The organism is Sulfurovum sp., assembly GCA_026990595.1.
GTDB lineage: Bacteria > Campylobacterota > Campylobacteria > Campylobacterales > Sulfurovaceae > Sulfurovum.
The window spans coordinates 19,948-39,037 of the sequence record JALXCZ010000036.1; the positions used below are offsets into that span (position 1 = coordinate 19,948).

18 protein-coding genes are annotated in these 19,090 nt (G+C 35.7%); 16 read left to right on the forward strand and 2 right to left on the reverse strand.

The window, feature by feature from the left end:
* The first annotated feature begins 83 nt into the window (after positions 1–83).
* The 10 genes from tsaE to MVE01_RS07785 are packed head-to-tail and all read left to right on the forward strand — an operon-like array spanning position 84 to position 8,243.
* Positions 84–503: a tRNA (adenosine(37)-N6)-threonylcarbamoyltransferase complex ATPase subunit type 1 TsaE gene (gene tsaE / locus MVE01_RS07740; RefSeq protein ID WP_472561609.1), complete on the forward strand. Its 420-nt coding sequence runs from the start codon at positions 84–86 to the stop codon at positions 501–503.
* On the forward strand, positions 503–1,225 hold the full coding sequence (gene lptB / locus MVE01_RS07745) for an LPS export ABC transporter ATP-binding protein (protein WP_472561610.1): 723 nt from the start codon (positions 503–505) through the stop codon (positions 1,223–1,225). The genes tsaE and lptB overlap by 1 nt, the downstream gene beginning before the upstream one ends.
* Positions 1,226–1,228: 3 nt before the next feature.
* Entirely contained in the window at positions 1,229–1,996 is a 768-nt protein-coding gene (locus MVE01_RS07750) for a TIGR02757 family protein (RefSeq protein WP_472561611.1), read from the forward strand.
* Between the two features lie 59 nt (positions 1,997–2,055).
* Positions 2,056–2,781 (forward strand): F0F1 ATP synthase subunit A, encoded by a 726-nt coding sequence (locus MVE01_RS07755; protein ID WP_472561612.1) that lies wholly within the window; start codon positions 2,056–2,058, stop codon positions 2,779–2,781.
* 7 nt (positions 2,782–2,788) lie between these two features.
* Positions 2,789–3,064: a hypothetical protein gene (locus tag MVE01_RS07760; RefSeq protein WP_472561613.1), complete on the forward strand. Its 276-nt coding sequence runs from the start codon at positions 2,789–2,791 to the stop codon at positions 3,062–3,064.
* Entirely contained in the window at positions 3,065–3,604 is a 540-nt protein-coding gene (locus tag MVE01_RS07765; protein ID WP_472561614.1) for a thiamine phosphate synthase, read from the forward strand.
* A gap of 59 nt (positions 3,605–3,663) precedes the next feature.
* Positions 3,664–5,094 carry an Asp-tRNA(Asn)/Glu-tRNA(Gln) amidotransferase subunit GatB gene (gene gatB / locus MVE01_RS07770; RefSeq protein ID WP_472561615.1) on the forward strand — a complete coding sequence of 477 codons (1,431 nt, stop codon included), beginning with the start codon at positions 3,664–3,666 and terminating at the stop codon, positions 5,092–5,094.
* Between the two features lie 23 nt (positions 5,095–5,117).
* Positions 5,118–6,665: an NAD-binding protein gene (locus tag MVE01_RS07775; protein WP_472561616.1), complete on the forward strand. Its 1,548-nt coding sequence runs from the start codon at positions 5,118–5,120 to the stop codon at positions 6,663–6,665.
* A complete protein-coding gene (locus tag MVE01_RS07780; protein WP_472561617.1) occupies positions 6,652–7,359 on the forward strand; it encodes a potassium channel family protein in 708 nt (235 codons plus the stop codon). Before MVE01_RS07775 ends, MVE01_RS07780 begins: the two co-directional genes overlap by 14 nt.
* A complete protein-coding gene (locus MVE01_RS07785; protein ID WP_472561618.1) occupies positions 7,356–8,243 on the forward strand; it encodes an NAD(P)H-dependent glycerol-3-phosphate dehydrogenase in 888 nt (295 codons plus the stop codon). The genes MVE01_RS07780 and MVE01_RS07785 overlap by 4 nt, the downstream gene beginning before the upstream one ends.
* On the opposite strand, the gene MVE01_RS07790 is transcribed toward MVE01_RS07785, so the two are convergent.
* Positions 8,232–9,806: a phosphoethanolamine transferase gene (locus tag MVE01_RS07790; RefSeq protein ID WP_472561619.1), complete on the reverse strand. Its 1,575-nt coding sequence runs from the start codon at positions 9,804–9,806 to the stop codon at positions 8,232–8,234. The genes MVE01_RS07785 and MVE01_RS07790 overlap by 12 nt on opposite strands.
* Before the next feature lie 97 nt (positions 9,807–9,903).
* Between MVE01_RS07790 and MVE01_RS07795 the strand changes: the two genes are divergently transcribed.
* Positions 9,904–11,673, forward strand: a complete 1,770-nt coding sequence (locus MVE01_RS07795) for a BamA/TamA family outer membrane protein (protein WP_472561620.1) — start codon at positions 9,904–9,906, stop codon at positions 11,671–11,673.
* Complete coding sequence (locus MVE01_RS07800) at positions 11,670–15,149, forward strand: translocation/assembly module TamB domain-containing protein (RefSeq protein ID WP_472561621.1); 3,480 nt, start codon at positions 11,670–11,672, stop codon at positions 15,147–15,149. The genes MVE01_RS07795 and MVE01_RS07800 overlap by 4 nt, the downstream gene beginning before the upstream one ends.
* On the opposite strand, the gene nspC is transcribed toward MVE01_RS07800, so the two are convergent.
* Positions 15,146–16,285: a carboxynorspermidine decarboxylase gene (nspC, locus tag MVE01_RS07805; RefSeq protein ID WP_472561622.1), complete on the reverse strand. Its 1,140-nt coding sequence runs from the start codon at positions 16,283–16,285 to the stop codon at positions 15,146–15,148. The genes MVE01_RS07800 and nspC overlap by 4 nt on opposite strands.
* Positions 16,286–16,361: 76 nt before the next feature.
* Here nspC and MVE01_RS07810 point away from each other — a divergent pair, with 76 nt between their 5' ends.
* The 4 genes from MVE01_RS07810 to yidC all read left to right on the forward strand — a co-directional run bounded on the left by MVE01_RS07810 (position 16,362) and on the right by yidC (position 19,087).
* Positions 16,362–16,841, forward strand: a complete 480-nt coding sequence (locus tag MVE01_RS07810) for a hypothetical protein (RefSeq protein ID WP_472561623.1) — start codon at positions 16,362–16,364, stop codon at positions 16,839–16,841.
* Between the two features lie 106 nt (positions 16,842–16,947).
* Complete coding sequence (rpmH, locus tag MVE01_RS07815) at positions 16,948–17,082, forward strand: 50S ribosomal protein L34 (protein ID WP_067328544.1); 135 nt, start codon at positions 16,948–16,950, stop codon at positions 17,080–17,082.
* 40 nt (positions 17,083–17,122) lie between these two features.
* Complete coding sequence (gene rnpA / locus MVE01_RS07820; RefSeq protein ID WP_472561632.1) at positions 17,123–17,434, forward strand: ribonuclease P protein component; 312 nt, start codon at positions 17,123–17,125, stop codon at positions 17,432–17,434.
* Positions 17,435–17,485: 51 nt separating this feature from the next.
* On the forward strand, positions 17,486–19,087 hold the full coding sequence (yidC, locus tag MVE01_RS07825) for a membrane protein insertase YidC (RefSeq protein WP_472561624.1): 1,602 nt from the start codon (positions 17,486–17,488) through the stop codon (positions 19,085–19,087).
* The last annotated feature ends 3 nt before the right edge of the window (positions 19,088–19,090 follow it).

A 19,090-nucleotide genomic window follows, 5' to 3' on the forward strand; every position in this document is an offset into this window, starting at 1 on the left:
ACCCCGACACATATTCAAACAATTAAAATATTATTTTATGCAAATAAATGTCGGGGTGAGGGCACCCCGACCTACGGAGATATATGGAAATCACAGCTTCATTACACGAATTAGATAAAGTTGTTACATACCTTGATGAGGTTTTACCCCAAAATGCCATTGTATTTCTCCGTGGAGATCTGGCTGCAGGAAAAACAACTTTGACCCAAGCTATCGCTAAAGCAAAAGGAATAGAGGGGGAAGTGACTTCTCCTACTTTTTCACTGCAGCAATGTTATAAATGTAAAGATGGATATAATCTTTACCACTATGACCTTTACCGTTTAGAGTATGATGAGTTCATGCAGATGGGCCTCTTTGAAGAGTTTGAAAAAGAGGGATGGCATATGATTGAATGGGGAAGTGATACACTTAAAGCCTTTTTAGAAGGGGTTGGCTATAATGTTGCTATTATAGAAATCGAACCACATAATAATGTTAGAAACTACAGGATAAAAATCTAATGCACACACTTGAAGCCAAGCATCTCTCTAAGACCATTAAAAAGACCAATATCGTACATAATGTTTCCCTGGAAGTAAAAAGCAAAGAGATCGTAGGGCTTCTTGGACCAAACGGGGCAGGAAAGACTACCTCGTTCTATATGGTATGTGGCTTGACAGATACAACAAGCGGAGAGGTTTTTTTAGATGGTGAAGATGTGAGCAAATTACCGCTGAGCAGACGTGCACAGATGGGTATAGGGTATCTTCCCCAAGAGTCAAGTATTTTTAAAGACCTCACTGTAGAGGAGAATCTTCTGATCGCTGCTGAAGCACTGAATTTACCACAAGAGACAGTACAGCCGCGTATAGAAAAACTACTGGAAATCTTCAATATTGAACCAATACGAGCACGTATAGGGATACGTCTAAGCGGGGGAGAGAGAAGAAGAGTAGAGATAGCCAGAGCCTTGGTAGGTGAACCGAAATTCCTGCTTCTTGATGAGCCTTTTGCCGGGGTTGATCCTATTGCTGTGATTGATATCCAGAATATCATTAAACAACTTGTTGAACTGGATATGGGTATCTTGATCACAGACCACAATGTTCGTGAGACATTGGGTATTTGTGACAGGGCGTATGTGATGCGTTCAGGTGAGATGATGGCAAGCGGAACCAGTGAAGAGATCGCAAACGATAAGAATGTTCGTAAACATTATCTTGGTGAACATTTTACCTTTTAGGCGATGTCTCTTCTAGATATAAAAACCCTTTTAGATAAGGAAGTTCAAGCCAGAAACAGTAGCCTTGAACTCTCTTATGACAAGCCTGATCCTCTTTTTATAGCTTCTAAATACAAAGATGAAACAATTGCTCTGATGTGTGCATTGTTTGCCTATGGAAATGCAGGGGTGATCGTTAGATTTCTGGATAGTTTGGATTTCTCATTACTTGATAGCAGTGAAAAAAATATACAAAAAGAACTTTCATCTTATTATTATCGTTTCCAAAAAAGTGAAGATGTGATAGCATTTTTTATTGCACTTAAACGTTTAAAAGAAATTGATAGTATAGAAAATATTTTTTATAAAGGTTACCGAAAAGAAGAAAATATTTTAGATGGTTTATGGATATTTATAGATACTTTGAAAAAGGTTCATCCGCATAAAACACAGGGGTATAATTTTCTTACAGGCTCCATACCAAAAAAAATAAACAGTGCAGGGACATATAAACGGTATATGATGTTTTTACGTTGGATGGTACGTAAAGATGAACTGGATATGGGATTATGGTCCAAGATACACAGCAGACATCTTCTTATACCTCTTGATACACATACATTTAAAATGTCACAAAAACTGGGACTTTTAAAACGCAAAAGTTATGATATGAAAGCTGTTATCGAGCTGACTGAACAGTTTAAAAAATGGGACAGCAATGATCCAATCAAGTATGATTTCGCACTTTATCGTCTGGGGCAGGAAAAAGTAGATATTAAAAAACTGTTTTAACCGACGATTTAGCACATTTTTAGTAAAATACAGGCAAATATTAAATATGAGGATGTTTTATGGAAGGTGTATTTACTTACCTTGGTGGTATTTTCGGAGAGCACAACCATTCAGTGGTACTTGTCGCCCATTTGCTTTTAGTGGCAGTCATTGTACTGCTTGTCGCAAAAATGGCAACGAAAAGTCTTAGAGCAGTGCCAAGCGGTACGCAAAATGTTATGGAGTCTTACCTTGGTGGTGTGATCGCTATGGGAAAAGATGTGATCGGTGAAGAACTCGCTAGAAAGTATCTTCCGCTTGTTGCCGCTGTCGGTCTATTTATCTTTGTAGCAAATGTCATCGGTATCATCCCTGGGTTTGAGTCACCGACTTCAAATATTAATGTTACACTGCCTTTGGCATTGATGGTATTTTTTTACTACAACTATGAAGGTATCAAGAAAAACGGTGTCGTACATTATTTTGCACATTTTGCCGGTCCGGTTAAACTACTTGCTCCACTCATGTTCCCTATCGAAATCGTATCTCATATCTCAAGGATCATCTCTCTCAGCTTCCGTTTGTTTGGTAACATCAAAGGGGATGATCTTTTCTTATGGGTACTTCTTATGCTTGTACCATTTATTGCGCCGCTTCCGGCATATTTGTTGCTTACATTCTCTGCATTATTACAAACATTCGTATTTATGATCCTTATTTATGTATACCTTGCAGGTGCAGTTGCGATTGATGAAGAGCATGAAAAAGCACCGAATCCTGTAGCCGATACAATGGGTGCCGTATAGATAACTAATGAGACTGGATGATAGATCACTCGGTTTCGTTATCAGTTTTCTTTTAGGCGTTGCATGGGCAGCTGTGCTCATCGGCGCTGTCTCTTCTTTTCTCTCTTTTTACCATATTGGTTTCTTTTTTGCACTTGTTTCTGCTTTCATCGGTATGCTGCCGGGTTTGATAGGCATAGTATTACTTGAACATATCATTACAAATAAAGAACAGCAGGAAGAACTTAAAAAACAGACTAAATTGCTTCAACAGCTGGTAACACAAAAAGAACAAAATTCTTAAATGCTCTCTTATGCTATTACAGATTCTTCCACTTTAGATTTTACCTGTTTGAATACTGAGTTGGAAAAATTTTCAAAGCAAGCATCCATGATCGTTTATCGGGATAAATCCAATTCAAACTATGCAGTGGATGCTGTTGATTTTGTAGAGGCAGCCAAGACATATCCTTTTGATAAAATAATGATTCACGGTGATTATGAATTAGCCAAATCCATAGGATCGGATGGTGTACATCTGGCATCTACACAGTTGCATATGATCTCAGAAGCAAAAGCTAGAGGTCTTTTTGTTGTAGTAAGTACACATTCACTAAAGGAGCTTAAAGAAGCAGAAATATCAGGTGCAGATATGGCGACCTACAGCCCTGTGTTCCATACACCCAATAAAGGAAAAGCCGTTGGACTGAAGGGCTTGCACAAAGCAATTCTTCAAGTGAATATACCTGTGCTTGCATTGGGAGGTATTTTGACGAAAAAACAAATAGTATCTTGTCAAGAAGCAGGAGCAGCGGGGTTTGCTTCCATTCGTTATTTTGCCTAAACTCCTTTATAGTACCAAAACGCTATAATCTACTTAATTATTTTACAAGGAATACTAGCATGTTTGAAACCGTTATCGGTCTTGAAGTCCACGTACAACTCAATACTAAAACCAAACTTTTCTGCGCTTGTCCTACCTCTTTTGCAGAGCACCAAAATCAAAATACCTGTCCTACCTGTTTGGCACTTCCCGGTGCTTTGCCGGTGGTGAATAAAGAAGCAGCGGTTAAAGCGATGAGACTTGGGTATGCCATTAATGCAAATGTAAATCATACTTCCAACTTCGATAGAAAGTCATATTTCTATCCGGATAGTCCCTCTGCGTATCAAATTACACAGTTTACCAAAGCGATTGTCCAAAAAGGTGAGGTAATGATAGACCTTCCGGATGGAAGCACTAAGCGTATTGGAATGACTCAAGCACATCTTGAAGCAGATGCGGGTAAAAACATGCATGAGGGTGACCACTCAAAAGTAGACTTGAACCGTGCAGGAACACCACTGCTCGAGATTGTATCAGAACCAGACATGAGAAGCTCAGATGAAGCTGTAGCATACCTCAAAAAACTACACTCAACCGTACGTTACCTGGACATCTCTGATGCGAACATGCAAGAGGGATCATTCAGATGTGATGTGAATGTCTCTATTCGTCCCAAAGGGCAGGAAGCATTTGGGACAAGGGTAGAGATAAAAAACATTAACTCTTTCCGTTTTGTAGCAGCTGCTATAGCCTATGAAGTGCAACGCCAGACTGAGGCGTATGAAGATGGTGTCTATGAGCAAGAGATATGTCAAGAGACACGTCTTTGGGATGCAGAGAGTGCCGAGACACGTTCAATGAGAGGAAAAGAGGAAGCAGCGGACTACCGTTACTTCCCAGACCCGGATCTGCGTCCACTGGTAGTGACACAAGAGATGATAGATGAAGCTAAAATCATGCCGGAGCTTCCTGATGCAAAAGTAAAACGTTATACCGAAGAGCTAGGGATCAAGATGTATGATGCGCTTGTAATTACCTCTGACAAAGAGATGGCATGCTACTTTGAAGAGATGCTGGAGCAGGGTGCTGTAGCAAAGATAGCAGTGGTTTGGCTTACTTCCGAGTTGCTTGGACGTTTGAACAAAGCAGGTTTTAGTATAGAAAATTCACCTATTGATGCAAAAACATTGGGTACACTTGTTGCTAAAATTTCTGATGATACTATTTCAGGAAAAGGTGGGAAAGAGATACTTGATTACATGATGGAAAATGAGAGACGTGATATAGAAGCACTTATTGATGAACTTGGACTTGCCCAAGTTAGTGATGATGGTGCTATTTTAGCGATTATTGATGAAATACTTGCTAACAACCAAGATAAAGTAGAACAATACAAATCAGGTAAAGACAAGCTTTTTGGTTTTTTTGTAGGACAGACAATGAAAGCATCGAAAGGGTCTGCAAACCCTGGAAAAGTAAACGAGTTACTTAAACAGAGACTCTTGTAGCTTAAAAAAGAGAGGAAGATCAGATGAAAGATAAACTGTTGTCGTTGGCACTCTTCCTTCATCATTCAAAAAAATATAAAACATACAAACAGTTTGCCAGAGATCTGCTTTTTGATGCAAATAATATTTATAAACGCTATTTTGATCTTACAATTATCTTTCTTGTTATATCTTCTGTACTGATCTTGATCTATGAGGTTAAAAATCCTGTGCCGATATGGTTGGATAATTATGATATCTATTTTGTTTCCATTATTTTTGCAATAGAGTATATATTGCGCTTGTGGGTGCATAATGATCTTTCTGAAATGATCATTAAAGAGTACAATGACTCTAAGTTCCTGTTAAAAGATTTCAATCTTTGGAGGGTGATAAAAACAGGACTCTATGCAAAAATGAAATATATGTTAACGCCGTCAGCTATTGTTGATCTGTTGGCAATTCTTCCTGCATACCGACCTTTAAGGGTTTTGCGTGTGTTCATTTTGTTTAGAGTCTTTAAATTGCTAAGATATACCAAAAGCATTAATCAGTTTGTTGATGTGCTTGTCAATAAAAAATTTGAACTCCTTACACTTCTTTTTCTACTTTTGTTCATTGTATTTACATCAGGGATTGCTATCTATATTTTGGAAGCAGATAAAAATCCAAAGATCCATACGCTTTTTGACGGAATCTACTGGGCGATTGTAACTATATCCACAGTGGGATATGGGGATATCTCACCGGTAACGGATGTGGGTAGAGGGATATCTATTTTGATCATTGTCAGTGGTATCGCTATGATATCATTTGTAACATCAGTGATTGTTTCTGCATTTTCAGAGAGACTTAATGAACTTAAAGAATATCGTATTATTGAGCAGATCAATAAAAACAGATCATTCCTCATTATCTGTGGATATGGACAACTAAGCAAAATGTTTTTCAGACAAAATCGAAAGCATATTGAGCATTATGTCATCATGGATAATGACAAGGAACGTGTAGAAAAAGCAAAAAAAGATGGCTATGTTGCTATACACGAAAATGCAAGCAGTTTTGAAACACTTAGTAAATTTGACAGCCAATATGCCGATATTACTATTCTTTGCCTTACTTCCAGTGATGTTGAAAATATCTATATTACACTTAATGCCAAGAGTATTTCCCGAAAAATAAAAGTGATTGCAAGAGTGAATGACCCAGAGACAATAGATAAATTTAAACATGCAGGAGCAGATGAGATATTGATGCCTAATATAGTGGCAAATACGATGATTTATACTGCGATCACTCAACCAACAATGTATAAAGCTATTCATGCTATTCTGACAGGCAAAAGTATAGCAAATATTGATGAGATCCATGTACACCATTCACATGGTATGGTAGAAAAGCAGATAAAAGAGCTTGATTTCAAGAGTAGTAAACTTCTTTTTATAGGTATACAAAGAGAGGGAGAATTTATTTTTAACCCACCATCGGATGAACAGATACAGCCGTATGATATTTTGCTTGTGATGGGAAGGAAGATCAGTTTGGAGTACTTTAAGTCTATGCATGAAGGAGATATCAGTGTCAAAAAATAAGATAGCGATCTTTGGTTATGGCAACCATGGAAAATTTATTGCGCAGGGTCTTATGACTGACGGGTTTGATATTACAATCATTGAGTCAGATAAAAATTTTTATAAGGATGCAAAAGCGGATGATTTTGAAAATGTATTTTTGATCGATGTGACAAAAGACAGTGAATTGAAAAATGTGGTTCTCCCCTCTTTTGAGCAGTTGGTCTGTGTAATGGATGATGAGCACTTGAATGTATTTTTGACACTCTCTTTGCGATCGCTTTTTAAAGACTCTTATATACTTTCTATCTCAGATTCTCTAAACGTAACCAAAAAGCTAAAGATGGCAGGAGCCGATAAAGTCATAGATATGTATGAAGTAAGTGCCAATAAGATCTATAATATTTTAGACAGACCGGTTGCAACAAGACTCCTTGAAGGATTTGTAAGTAACCGTGACGGCATTACCTTTAAAGAAATGCTTATTCCTGAAGGCTCTTTTCTTGATGGAAAAATGGCAGATGATGTTAATTTTTCAAACTACGGTGTATTGCTTGTCGGTATGATCGATGAGGAGATGGGACATACTTTTGTGTTTGTAACCGCCGGGATAGAGCATAAACTTGACAGTGGAGATACGATTGTATGTATTGGTTCAAAAGAGAAACTCGATATGTTTTATGAAGAGATAAAAAAAAGGAAGAGCAGTCTATGAAGTTAGCAATAATTGGAGCAGGAAAGTGGGGTAAAGCATTGTATCATGCTTATTCACAGAAGAATGAAGTGGTGATCTCTTCCCGCAGTACGAAAGATATTCCAAACTTTGTACCGATGGAAGAGGCATTACAGTATAAATATCTTATTATGGCTATTCCTGCCCAATTTGTACGTAGTTGGATGGAAGAACATTTTGTTGACAAGGGACAGAATATTCTTGTGGCGGCTAAAGGAATCGAGACAAGTACAGGAGCATTTCTTAATGAAGTATATGGTGAGTTTGTTTCTGCTGACAGGCTTGCTTTTATCTCAGGACCTTCCTTTGCTGCAGAGGTACAACAGTCTCTTCCTACAGCATTGATGATCAGTTCTGATAATTTGGAACTGGCACAAACGTATGCAGATGCTTTACCTGATTTTATTAAAGGGTATGTGAGTGATGATGTAGTTGGGGCTGAAGTAGCAGGTGCATACAAAAATGTCATAGCCATTGCCGGAGGTGTCTGTGATGGTCTGGGGTTGGGGAACAATGCTCGGGCAGCACTTATTTCAAGAGGTTTGGTAGAGATGACACGTTTTGGTGAAGCATTTGGTGCAAAGAATGAAACATTTCTTTCATTGGGCGGTGCCGGAGATCTTTTTCTAACGGCAAGTTCTACACTCTCAAGAAACTACAGAGTAGGTTTGGGATTGGCTAAAGGAAAGTCCATGCATACCATTCTTGAAGCATTAGGTGAAGTAGCAGAAGGTGTACCTACGGCAAAGGCATTGCATAAAATAGCACAGGATAAAGATATTTATCTACCTATTGCCCAAGAAGTCTATGCAATGATAGAAGAGGGTAAGAATCCTCTTAAAAGTGTAAGAGATCTATTGGGCTAAAATATCCATCTTTTTCTTATATACTTTTGTTTGTACGTTAAACACGCCAAGCAATGTTGAAAAAAGATTATCCTGACTATATTTTTGTTTAGACAACTTTTTGATTTTTTCTCTGTCTGTCGGGAAATTTTCTCCAAACCATATAATGGATCCTATATGTTTTTGAGCTTCTGGTGCTATGAAATAGGGGAGACCATGAAGATAAATACCATTTTCTCCTAAAGATTCTCCATGGTCAGCCATATATATCATGGCAGTTTGGGCTGTTTTATCATATGTTTTAAGAAAATCAATGACATGTGCAAGGAAATAGTCTGTGTAGAGAAGGGCATTGTCGTACGCATTGTTTATCTCTTCTTTTGTACATTCTTCAAGTTGATTGGTTTTGCATACCGGTGTGAATTTTTCAAATCTTTTAGGGTAACGTTTAAAATACTCCGGACCATGATTTCCCATTTGATGAAGTACAATTAAAATATCTTTATTGCTTTTAGAAATGACTTTTTTTAGCCCTTTGAGCATCCCTATATCTCTGCATTCAGTATCACATACTGTATTCAATTTAGGGGATTTGTAGTTCTCGTGAGATACACGCAATGCAACACCTTTAGAGTCAGAATTGTTGTCTCTCCATAGTATTTGTATACCTGCATGGGAGAGCACATCAAGTACACTATAAGTGTGATGACCTTTGGAGGAATCATAATCCACTCTGTTATACATGGAAAACATACAAGGTACAGAAATGGCTGTAGCAGTTCCACAGGAGTACATTTGAGGGAAATTAATAATTTGTTCTTTTTCAAGAAGAGGATTAGTCTTTTTTTTGTAGCCGTTAAGTGAAAAATGGTCACTACGGGCAGCTTCACCTACAACCATAATGACTATTTTCCTTTTATTGTCTTTTTTAATTTCTCTGGCATCAAGACCGATCTTTTTCATTGGAATATTTTTATCTTTAAATTGACCATAGCTATAAGATACAAGGTTGTAAACCGCAGTAACAGGATTGGTATAGAGACGTAAAATTCTATGTTCTCTAAAAAAGGAAGCATAAAATTTGGAAAAACTAAACAGTATTACAAGAATAAGCAGAAGATGTATAATGAAAAGTTTTATTCTGCTAAATAATTCTGTCTTAAATGATCTATATATCAAAGGTGTTTTATAGACAATATAAGAGGGAAGAAGACCAAGAAATACAACATAAATTAGGAGTTTAAAACTAATGAGGTCTCCACTTTCATTAATATCAGTCTGTAAAATATTTGCTATCATTGTTTTGTCTATAACTATATTATAGCTCTGCATAAAGTAGGCAATAAATGCAGCCAATATAAGAGAAATAATAATAATAGGTTTAAGTATATATCGTGAAGAAACAAGGGTAAGAAGAATAACAATCAAAGCATAAAGTAATACACCTAAAGAGAGTATGAAAGCACTATTTGCCAAATTGAAAGGATAAACTTCCAGTACATGTTGAAAAAATGAAAAATTATCGAATAAAACAATAAAAATTGATGTGAGTATAATCAATACTGTTATAGTGGCAGTTTTCAATATCGTCCCCTGAAAAATAGATATGTTATCATATCAAAAAATTGTAAACAGTATGATGTTATAGCATTTTTGATAGAATAACTCTTTTAGGAGTATGATGAAGATGTATTATAAAATTATTGTTTTTTTTCTACTGTTTTTTTCTGCTTCTCTTGTTAGTATGGCTGAAGAGGTTATACTTCCTACACATGAGATCCATTTTGAAGGGCAACACTATTTTGATGAGTCTGTACTGCAGGATGCTTTGGGAGTAAAAACAAAAAGCTTTTTTCAATTTTGGAAAAAAGATATGCCAAAGATCGAGGATAAACTACTTCCCACTTTAAAAATGTCTTTGGAAAATTTTTATGATTCAGAAGGTTTTTATGATGCACATTTTGGAATCAGAGAAAGCAATACAACGGTTACAGTAAATATTAAAGAGAATAAACCGGTAAGAATATCTGATATCAATGTGAGTAGTGATTATGATCTTGTGCCTCTGATTACGTTGAAAAAAGGTCAAATATTCAGAGCCAAAGATTTTATAAAAGTTAAAAGTAATATCATTAATTCATTATTGCAGAAAGGATATTGCAGTTATGATCTGGATACAAAAGCCTATGTTGATCTTGAAAAACATACAGTAGCATTAAGATATTTGCTTACCAAAGGTGATATATGTAGATTTGGAGAGACAAATATAAAAGGTCTTGAAAGTATTGAAAAGAAGATCATTATATCAAGGGTTGTAGCAAAAAAGGGTGAAAAATTTGATCCTAAAAAGATTAAAGAAAGTTATAATAAAGTCTATGGATTGGATGCATTTGACAGTGTAATGATCAGTACAGATCGTAAATTTTATAATAATGTACCCATAGATATTACAGTCAAAGAATTAAGCAAGCCTTATCATTATGAAGTAGGTGCCGGATATGACACATTTGTAGGTGCCAGAGTACATGGTCTGATTACAAAAAGAAATTTTTTAGGTAATGCAAAAAAGATTACGCTCAAGGCTTCATGGTCACAAAAAGAGCAGTTGCTTACTTTGGATTTTTTTAAACCATTGTTATTTACATTATTTGATTACGGTATTGATTTTGGAGCACAGATAGGGTATTCAAACCTTGAATATACAGGATTTAAAGAGAAAAAAACATTTGGAAAATTGTATCTGGAACATAATGAAGGAAGATTGAATTTAAGAGCTGGTTTGGGATTGGAAAATATCGAGATATCTCTTTTGGACAATCTGGAAAACAATCAAGTATTGAAACAGGCAGTGAAAGAGGGAACCTTTACCCTCTTTTATCCTTATATAAATGCCGTCTATGATGCAAGAGATTCAAAGTTAAATCCAAGATACGGATATTATCTTTCAGCCTATATGGAGTATGGTATTCCCTATAATGCAAAGGCCAGTGCCTATGTTAAAACACTTTTGGAAGGCAGGCTGATACATACTTTCGGGGATTTGACACTTGCGGGTGTTGCAAAGTTCGGTGTAGTAGATCAAACCAAAAATGAAGTACCTGAATCAAAACTGCTTTTTGCCGGGGGATCCTACTTTAACCGTGCTTATGGATATAATGAAATAGGGGTGATCCTCTCTCCTACAGCTGATAGTATACAAGGAGGATCAAGTATGTTAAATTTCTCTTTTGAAGCAGATTATCCTATTTGGGGTAACCTTTATGGTGCTATTTTTACCGACAACACCATGCTTACTGATAAAAGTTATGATTTTAGCGGAGAATACATCAATACAGCCGGTTTAGGAGTGAGATATATGACACCTATAGGACCATTTAAACTAGATGTAGGGTGGAATATACATGATACTTCACAGTATGGTATCTCGTTTCAAATAGGACAGTCATTTTGAAAAAAATATTTTATGCTTTTATGATACTTTTGATTCTTTTTATTGTAGCGGTAGTATCAGCAGTGAACTCATCTATCGTTATAGATAAAATAGCCAAAAGATTTGCTCCTGACTACAATCTAAGTTACGAACATATATCAGGTAATGTATTTACCGGTATTAAAATAGATAAGCTCAAATATGATAATAAAATTATTGCGAATAATATTATCTACAAGTGGGATCCGATCAGTCTGCTTCAAAAAAAGATCTCTATTGATAAGATCAAAATAGAAAATGCAGATATTGATGTGATCAAATCACTTGTTGCTTCTTTTACTGTGGACGGATCTGATAATAACAGTTCTGAACCTTTTAGTTTCGATGTAGGTGTAGATAATATCTCTATCTCTTTGAACCCTTTTAAAGAAGAAGGGATTACCTTCTATAAGACTATGTTAACCGCAAATGATATGACCTATTTTAAAAATGGAAAAGTAGCAGTGAAAGAGATGCTTTTGGATATTGATTCAAATTTAACAAAATTCTCCTTTAAAGGAAGTATGAAAGAGAATAAACTTAATATCCATGCACTCTCTATAAAATCATTGAATTCTCAAATGCTGGAAAGTATCATTGCAAAATTTACTCATGCAAAAAGAACTAAAGAAATAAATAATGGAAATGATGTGAGTGATACATCGCTCAATCCACTTATTCCCAGGATCATTACTTTAAAACATTTTGAAGGTTCATTACAACCAAGAGTCTATAAGTCTATGCAAATAAAACAGTTTAATGTGACATTAAATGATTTGAGAGTAGATACAGAAAAAATAGTTGCAAATGAAAAAAACAGTTTAAATATAGGAAATTTTGCATTACGCACAGATAGTAACGTTACGGATATTAGACTTCAAATGACATTAACAGAGGATAAAGTAATTTTCAAATACCTTGGATTAAAAAATATAGATATCCTGGCACTGCAGCATTTAATTGTAAGTGACTCCAATGAAAGTAATACGACAACAACGCAAGATGAGTCTAATGCCCTTATTCCTAAAACTGTAGTTATAAAACAACTTCATGCTGATTTTTTACCTGCTGAATATGAACCGGTTAAATTGAAAAAATTGATAGTGAATGCAAAAGAGATACATTTTGATGTAGAAAAACTTTTATTAAACAATGCGGTGCTTGATCTTAACGGTACGACAAACTTAAGTAATGTATCATTTGGAGGAAAAGTACAGAATAACCATTTATCGGGTAAGGTACACCTTGTTCCCAATAAACATCTTTTTGAACTCTATGAATTACCGGTGCGTAAAGAGGCTATAGGAGATATAGTAGTTGATCTCAATGCATCCAAAGAACGTATTGTTGCTGATGTAAAAGCCAAAGCAAAGCATATACTTAAAAACAAAAAAGGTGAATTTAATGTCGATATAGACAATCTTAATTCTCATGTGGTATATGATTTGCTAAAACATAGACTGAAAGCAGATTCTCAAGCAACTGTGACTACTCCCTATGCAAAAAATATTGTATTATCCAATGATTTTTTAATGGATGATACAATCAGTTATAAAGGAGAAGTCAAAGTAAAAAAACTTAGTGGTATAGATATAAAGCTTACTAAACCACTACAACATCTGCTTATCAGGTATAGTGGTAATACAAAAAGTTTGAAAACCATTCTCTCCTCAGATCAACTTAAAGGTCATTTTGATTCTTCTGATCTCAAAAAGGGACAATTACATTTGGAAACGACCACTCCTTTAATGCTCAATGAAATGCTTGATCTTCCCCCAAAACTTAAAGATACAAAAGTCAATGCTGTGGTGGATGCTCCTGTAGATTTTGAAAATATCACTCCGCTAAAAGCGCAAATAAAGATCAGTTCAAATATAGCTAATATGGATGCAGATCTGTTATATGATAAAACAATGATACTGAAAGCAAAAACGGTCATACCGAAAGATTCACTATTAAGATCTTTTAACAAAGAAGTAAAATGGGATGCATTGGCACCATTGGATACAAGAATTGAAATGGCTGAGAAAAGTGTATCGCTTCAGTTAAGTTCAAAACAGTTGAATGCAGATATTCAATATTTTTTAAACAATGGGAGAATAGACGGTAAAGTAAAATTGGCTGGACTTGTAACGAACATCAGTGGTATCGTTAAGAAAAGTCTAAAAATCGATACTAAGATCAGTTCGATGAAATCTTTGAATAAAAGTATAAGCAGCCTTTATACATTTGAAGCATTCCCACCAATTGAAGGCTCTGCAGCTATAAGTGCAGTGATTACAGATCTTAAACGTATTAAATTCTTACTCTCTTCCCCTGAAATTGTCTATAAACCAGGTCGTAAAGCAAAATATGTGATCAAGAATATTAAATTAAGCGGTACGCTAGACCAGTCCAACATTATACTAAACTCCTATACACTGACTTACAATAAAGAAAAATTTTTCTCAAATAAAGCATCACAAATACAAATAGACGGTGATAGGATAAGGATCAATCCCTTATGGTTGAATGATGCACTTCATATTGCAGGTGACTATAATCTAAAGACGAAGCAGGGAAGTATAACAACGCAAAGTAAAAAACTGCCTATGCACCATGAATATGCAGATATAGATACCAAGATAGACATTAAAGCACTATTGGACGGAAATAATACAACGATCAATGGAAAAATAACACTTTTGGGTGGAAATATAAAATATGACCTTAGTCAAAAAAGTTTTGCGTCTGACAGTGATATTGTCATTATTCAAGAGATGAAGAAAAAGAAAGCAAGCCCCTTTATGGATAATCTAAGTACCAATATTCAAATAGAGACAAAAGAACCATTAGTCTATAAACAGGGTCCTATTCATATTAAAGCAAAAGCAGGTTTGAGTATCAATAAAGTGCAGCATGGACCGTTATTGGTAGTAGGATCAGTTGAATTGTTAAAAGGCGGTAGTTATATCTTTCAAAATAAAAAATTTGTGCTTGAAAAAAGTTTTGTCTATTTTACGGGTGACCCCAATAAACCTCAGTTGGATATCAAAGTAAAATACAAATCTATTAAACATCTTATTACTATTGCTATTTCGGGTACTCCTGAAGCCCCAAATATTAATTTTTCTTCAACTCCTTCTCTGACCAAAGAAAAAATACTTTCCGTGATCCTTTTTGATTCAGAAGAGGGAGGAGATACACACAGTGGAGATGAAATGATGAAGATGATGGGTGGTGCTATGGCAAAATCAGCACTTTCAGATATGGGAATAAAGCTTGACCATCTTGTTCTTGGTGCAGACGGTAGTGTAGAGGTAGGTAAGAAACTGACCAATAAAATAACTATTATTTATATTAATGGTACGATACCTGAAGCAAAACTTATTTATCAGCATGGAAAACATACGGAGAGTACGATCAGTGCAAGTCAGAAATCCCAATCATATGACATTATTTATAAAAATGATTTCTAAGAGAGTCTCTCTTTGAAATCTTTATACCCAAATTCACGTATCACTTCAATATGGCCATCTAGCCGTCGTATAGCGATACTTGGCAGCTTAATACCGTTGAAGGTGGTGGCTTTAACCATAGTGTAGTGCATCTGATCTTCAAAGATGACCCTGTCTTCTGGTTGAAGCGGTTTGTCAAAACTATAGTCCCCCATGATGTCTCCTGCCAGACAAGTATTACCTGCCAATCTGTAAGTATATGCCTTTTCTCCGGCTTTTCCTGCATCTCTTACTTCTGCACGGTAGGGCATGATGATCGTATCAGGCATATGGGCTTCAGCAGAAGTGTCCAAAATGGCAATATTTATACCGTTATAGACAATATCAAGTACCGTTGTTACAAGTGTACCCGTCTGCCAGCCTATAGCTTCTCCGGGTTCAAGGTAAACTTCCACATTGTATTTTGTTTTAAAGTTTTGTATGAGCTGTATGAGTTTTTCTACATCATACCCTTTTCTGGTAATGTGATGTCCTCCACCAAAGTTGATCCATTTCATATTTGGAATGTATTTACCAAATTTGTCTTCAAAATTATTCAGTACATCTTCCAAAGCATTGCTATCCTGTTCGCAGAGCGCATGAAAGTGAAGTCCGTCAAGTTCTTCTATGAGTGTGTCATCAAAATTTTCCAGTGTTGTGCCCAAACGTGAGTTGATACCACAGGGGTTGTAAATTTCTTTAGGGGCTTCGGAGTATTCAGGATTGACTCTTAATCCAAGAGAGAGTCCGGGGTTAATTTCTTTTGCTTTTTTGGAAAAATATTTGAATTGTGCAGGTGTATTGAAGACCAGGTGGTGGGAAAGTTTGGCTATCTCTTCGATCTCCTCTTCTTTAAAAGCAGGAGAGTAGGTATGTACTTCTTTGCCAAATGTTTCATGGGCAAGTTTAGCTTCATTAAGACCGCTTGTACAGCATCCGTTCAAATAGGGTTTGATAGTATCAAAACTTTTCCATAAGGCATAGCCTTTAAGAGCCAAGAGTACTTTTGCACCGCTTTGCTCTTTGATCGTTTTGATCAATTCAAGATTTTTAATAAGAAGTGATTCTTCCAGCAGCCAGCAAGGAGAAGGTAAGGTAGTGTCAGTTACTATATTCATATGGGATTATAACAAAATTTTTTGTTATAATAAACAAAATAAATTATTAAAAAAAGTATTTTTATAAGGAAGAAATATGGCTCAACCGGAGAGACGAAGACGTAAAAAGAATTTGCGTTTTGATGAATCGAATATAAAGTTGGCATTATTGGTTTTAAATAAATTGGAAAAGCCGCTGGAGTTACTTTATTATCTTATGAAACGGGAAAATGAGAGACCACTTGTTTTGATGTTATTATCTGCAGAAGAGATAGAACTTGAGATTCTTTTAGAAGCAGAGAAACGTGATACCGATCTTCTTTTTGAAATAGACAAAAAAAATAATCTCTATGCACTTATCTGTCAGGAGACAAAAATTGACGGCGGATATAGATTTGCAGAGAGATTTTATCGTACTTTGGAAACGCAAAATGCTACAAATATCTATTCTGTGGAAATTGAAGTATGTTCACCAAAGTATGAAATAAAAGAGGTAGTATTCAAGCTGATCGAAACATATATGAAAGCGGTGAATGAAGAGCGGGAAGGTGAGATCATTTTTCATAGCCTGCATTAAAATAAGAGTACTTCTTAGTATGCTTTAAGCGAGCTTTAGGTAAAATCGCGTCCAAATAATACTTTAGACAATACGTTTAAGTAAAACAGATGAAGGATAATTCAGAATGAAAAGAACATACCAACCACATAACACACCAAGAAAAAGAACACATGGTTTTAGAACAAGAATGAAAACTAAAAACGGTAGAAAAGTAATTTCTGCAAGACGTGCTAAAGGTAGAAAAAGACTAGCAGTATAAGTGAGATAAGACTATTAGCAAAATTAGGCATTTTACCAGAATCAAAACCGGTAAAGAGTTTAATGGAGTGTATCACCACTCTTCAAAAACATGGCATACACCTTACTTTGTACTCTTCTATAAAAATACGGATAACTATAAAGTAGGCTTTGTTGCCAGTAAAAAAATAGGAAATGCAGTGCATCGAAACAGGGCAAAGCGTTTGCTAAGAGCACATTTTATTGAAAATATCGATCTCTTGTCAAGAGGCTCATATGTACTGGTTGCAAAACCTGCTCTTTTGGATAAAAGCTTTTTAGAGATTCGTAAAACCTACCTCCATGCACTTAAAAAGTGTTCTGTATTAACATAATTTAACCCATATCACACTATACTATCGACTAAATTGACAAAAGGTATAATTTTGGAACAACAAGATTTAAACAAACGACTTCTTCTTGCACTTGCACTCTCTTTTTTTGTATTTGTAGGATATAGCTATTTTTTCCCTCCGAAAAAAGTAACGCAACCAATAGAACAGACAGCAGATACTAAAGTATCAACATCTGATAATCCAGCACCAAATACGCTATCTACTGCAGAACAAAAAGAAAGTAATGCACCGGTAAGTAAAACATCAACTGATCCATTGTTGGTTACGGTCAATTCCAAAACATTTAAAATGAGTATAGATGCATTTGGACGTATTTCGCAATTTGAACTTTTAGAGAATAAATATCAAAAAGATGGGAAAGACCTTAAAATATTGAATCCTCAGGAAGTTAAACCTTTAGAGATAAGATTCTCGGATGCCAAACTGAACGAAGAAGCTTTTAAGACACCGTATAGCTATAGTGGAAATAGCAGGGTAGATGTAACATCTGCACCTAAAACGATTACTTTAACACAAAAACTCTCTTCGGTTACGCTTACTAAAAAGATCACTGTACAGTCCAATGGTGCCTACAGTATAGATATTTCTACCTCTTCTTCTGTTCCCTATTTTGTTACTCCCGGACATAGACCTATGGCAGACAATTCTCGTTATTTATTGGTACGTGGAGCTTTAGTCAAAGGAAAAGATGGTGTGATGACCATTATCGAAGATAAAAAAGCAAAAGGGGATGAGTCCTTTAAAGATGTTGTGATCGCTTCAGCATTTGACAGATATGTAGCTTCTACATTCTATAATTTTAAAAAGGGTATGAACGTATCTATCATCAAAGAGAAAGATGATAATCCTCTTATTTTTGTAGAGGGAAGCCAAAATCTTCACCTTGGTGGATATATAGGTCCAAAAGAATATAAAATACTTAAATCTATTAATCCTGAACTGACAGATACGATTGAATTTGGTTTCTTTACATTTCTTTCAAGACCTTTTTATAAAGTATTATTATGGATAGAAAATTTAGTGGGTAACTGGGGATGGGCGATTGTACTGTTTACTTTGCTTGTAAAACTGATCCTTTTCCCTCTTTCCTATAAAGGTATGATGTCTATGCAGAAGCTTAAAGATCTTGCCCCCAAAATGAAAGAATTCAAAGCAAAGTATAAAGATGATCCGGCAAAAATGAATATGAAGATGATGGAGATGTATAAAAAGAACGGTGCAAATCCTATGGGTGGATGTTTGCCTATGATCTTGCAGATCCCCGTCTTTTTTGCGCTTTATCGTGTACTCTTAAATGCCGATGAATTGCAAGGTGCACACTGGATACATGGTTGGATAGAAAATCTTGCAGTGGCCGATCCTTACTATATTCTTCCGGTACTCATGGGTGCATCTATGTGGTTCCAGCAAAGAATTACACCCAACAACTTTACTGATCCTCTTCAGGAAAAGATATTTAAATGGTTCCCTGTTGGTATGGCACTGATGTTTATTATTATGCCTTTCCCTTCAGGCTTGGTACTTTACTGGGTAGTAAACAATACTTTTACAATAGGTCAGCAGTATGTGATTAATAAGGCATATGCCAAGCATAAAGCCCAAGCTGTAGCAGAACACCATAAAAAAGGATAGTGA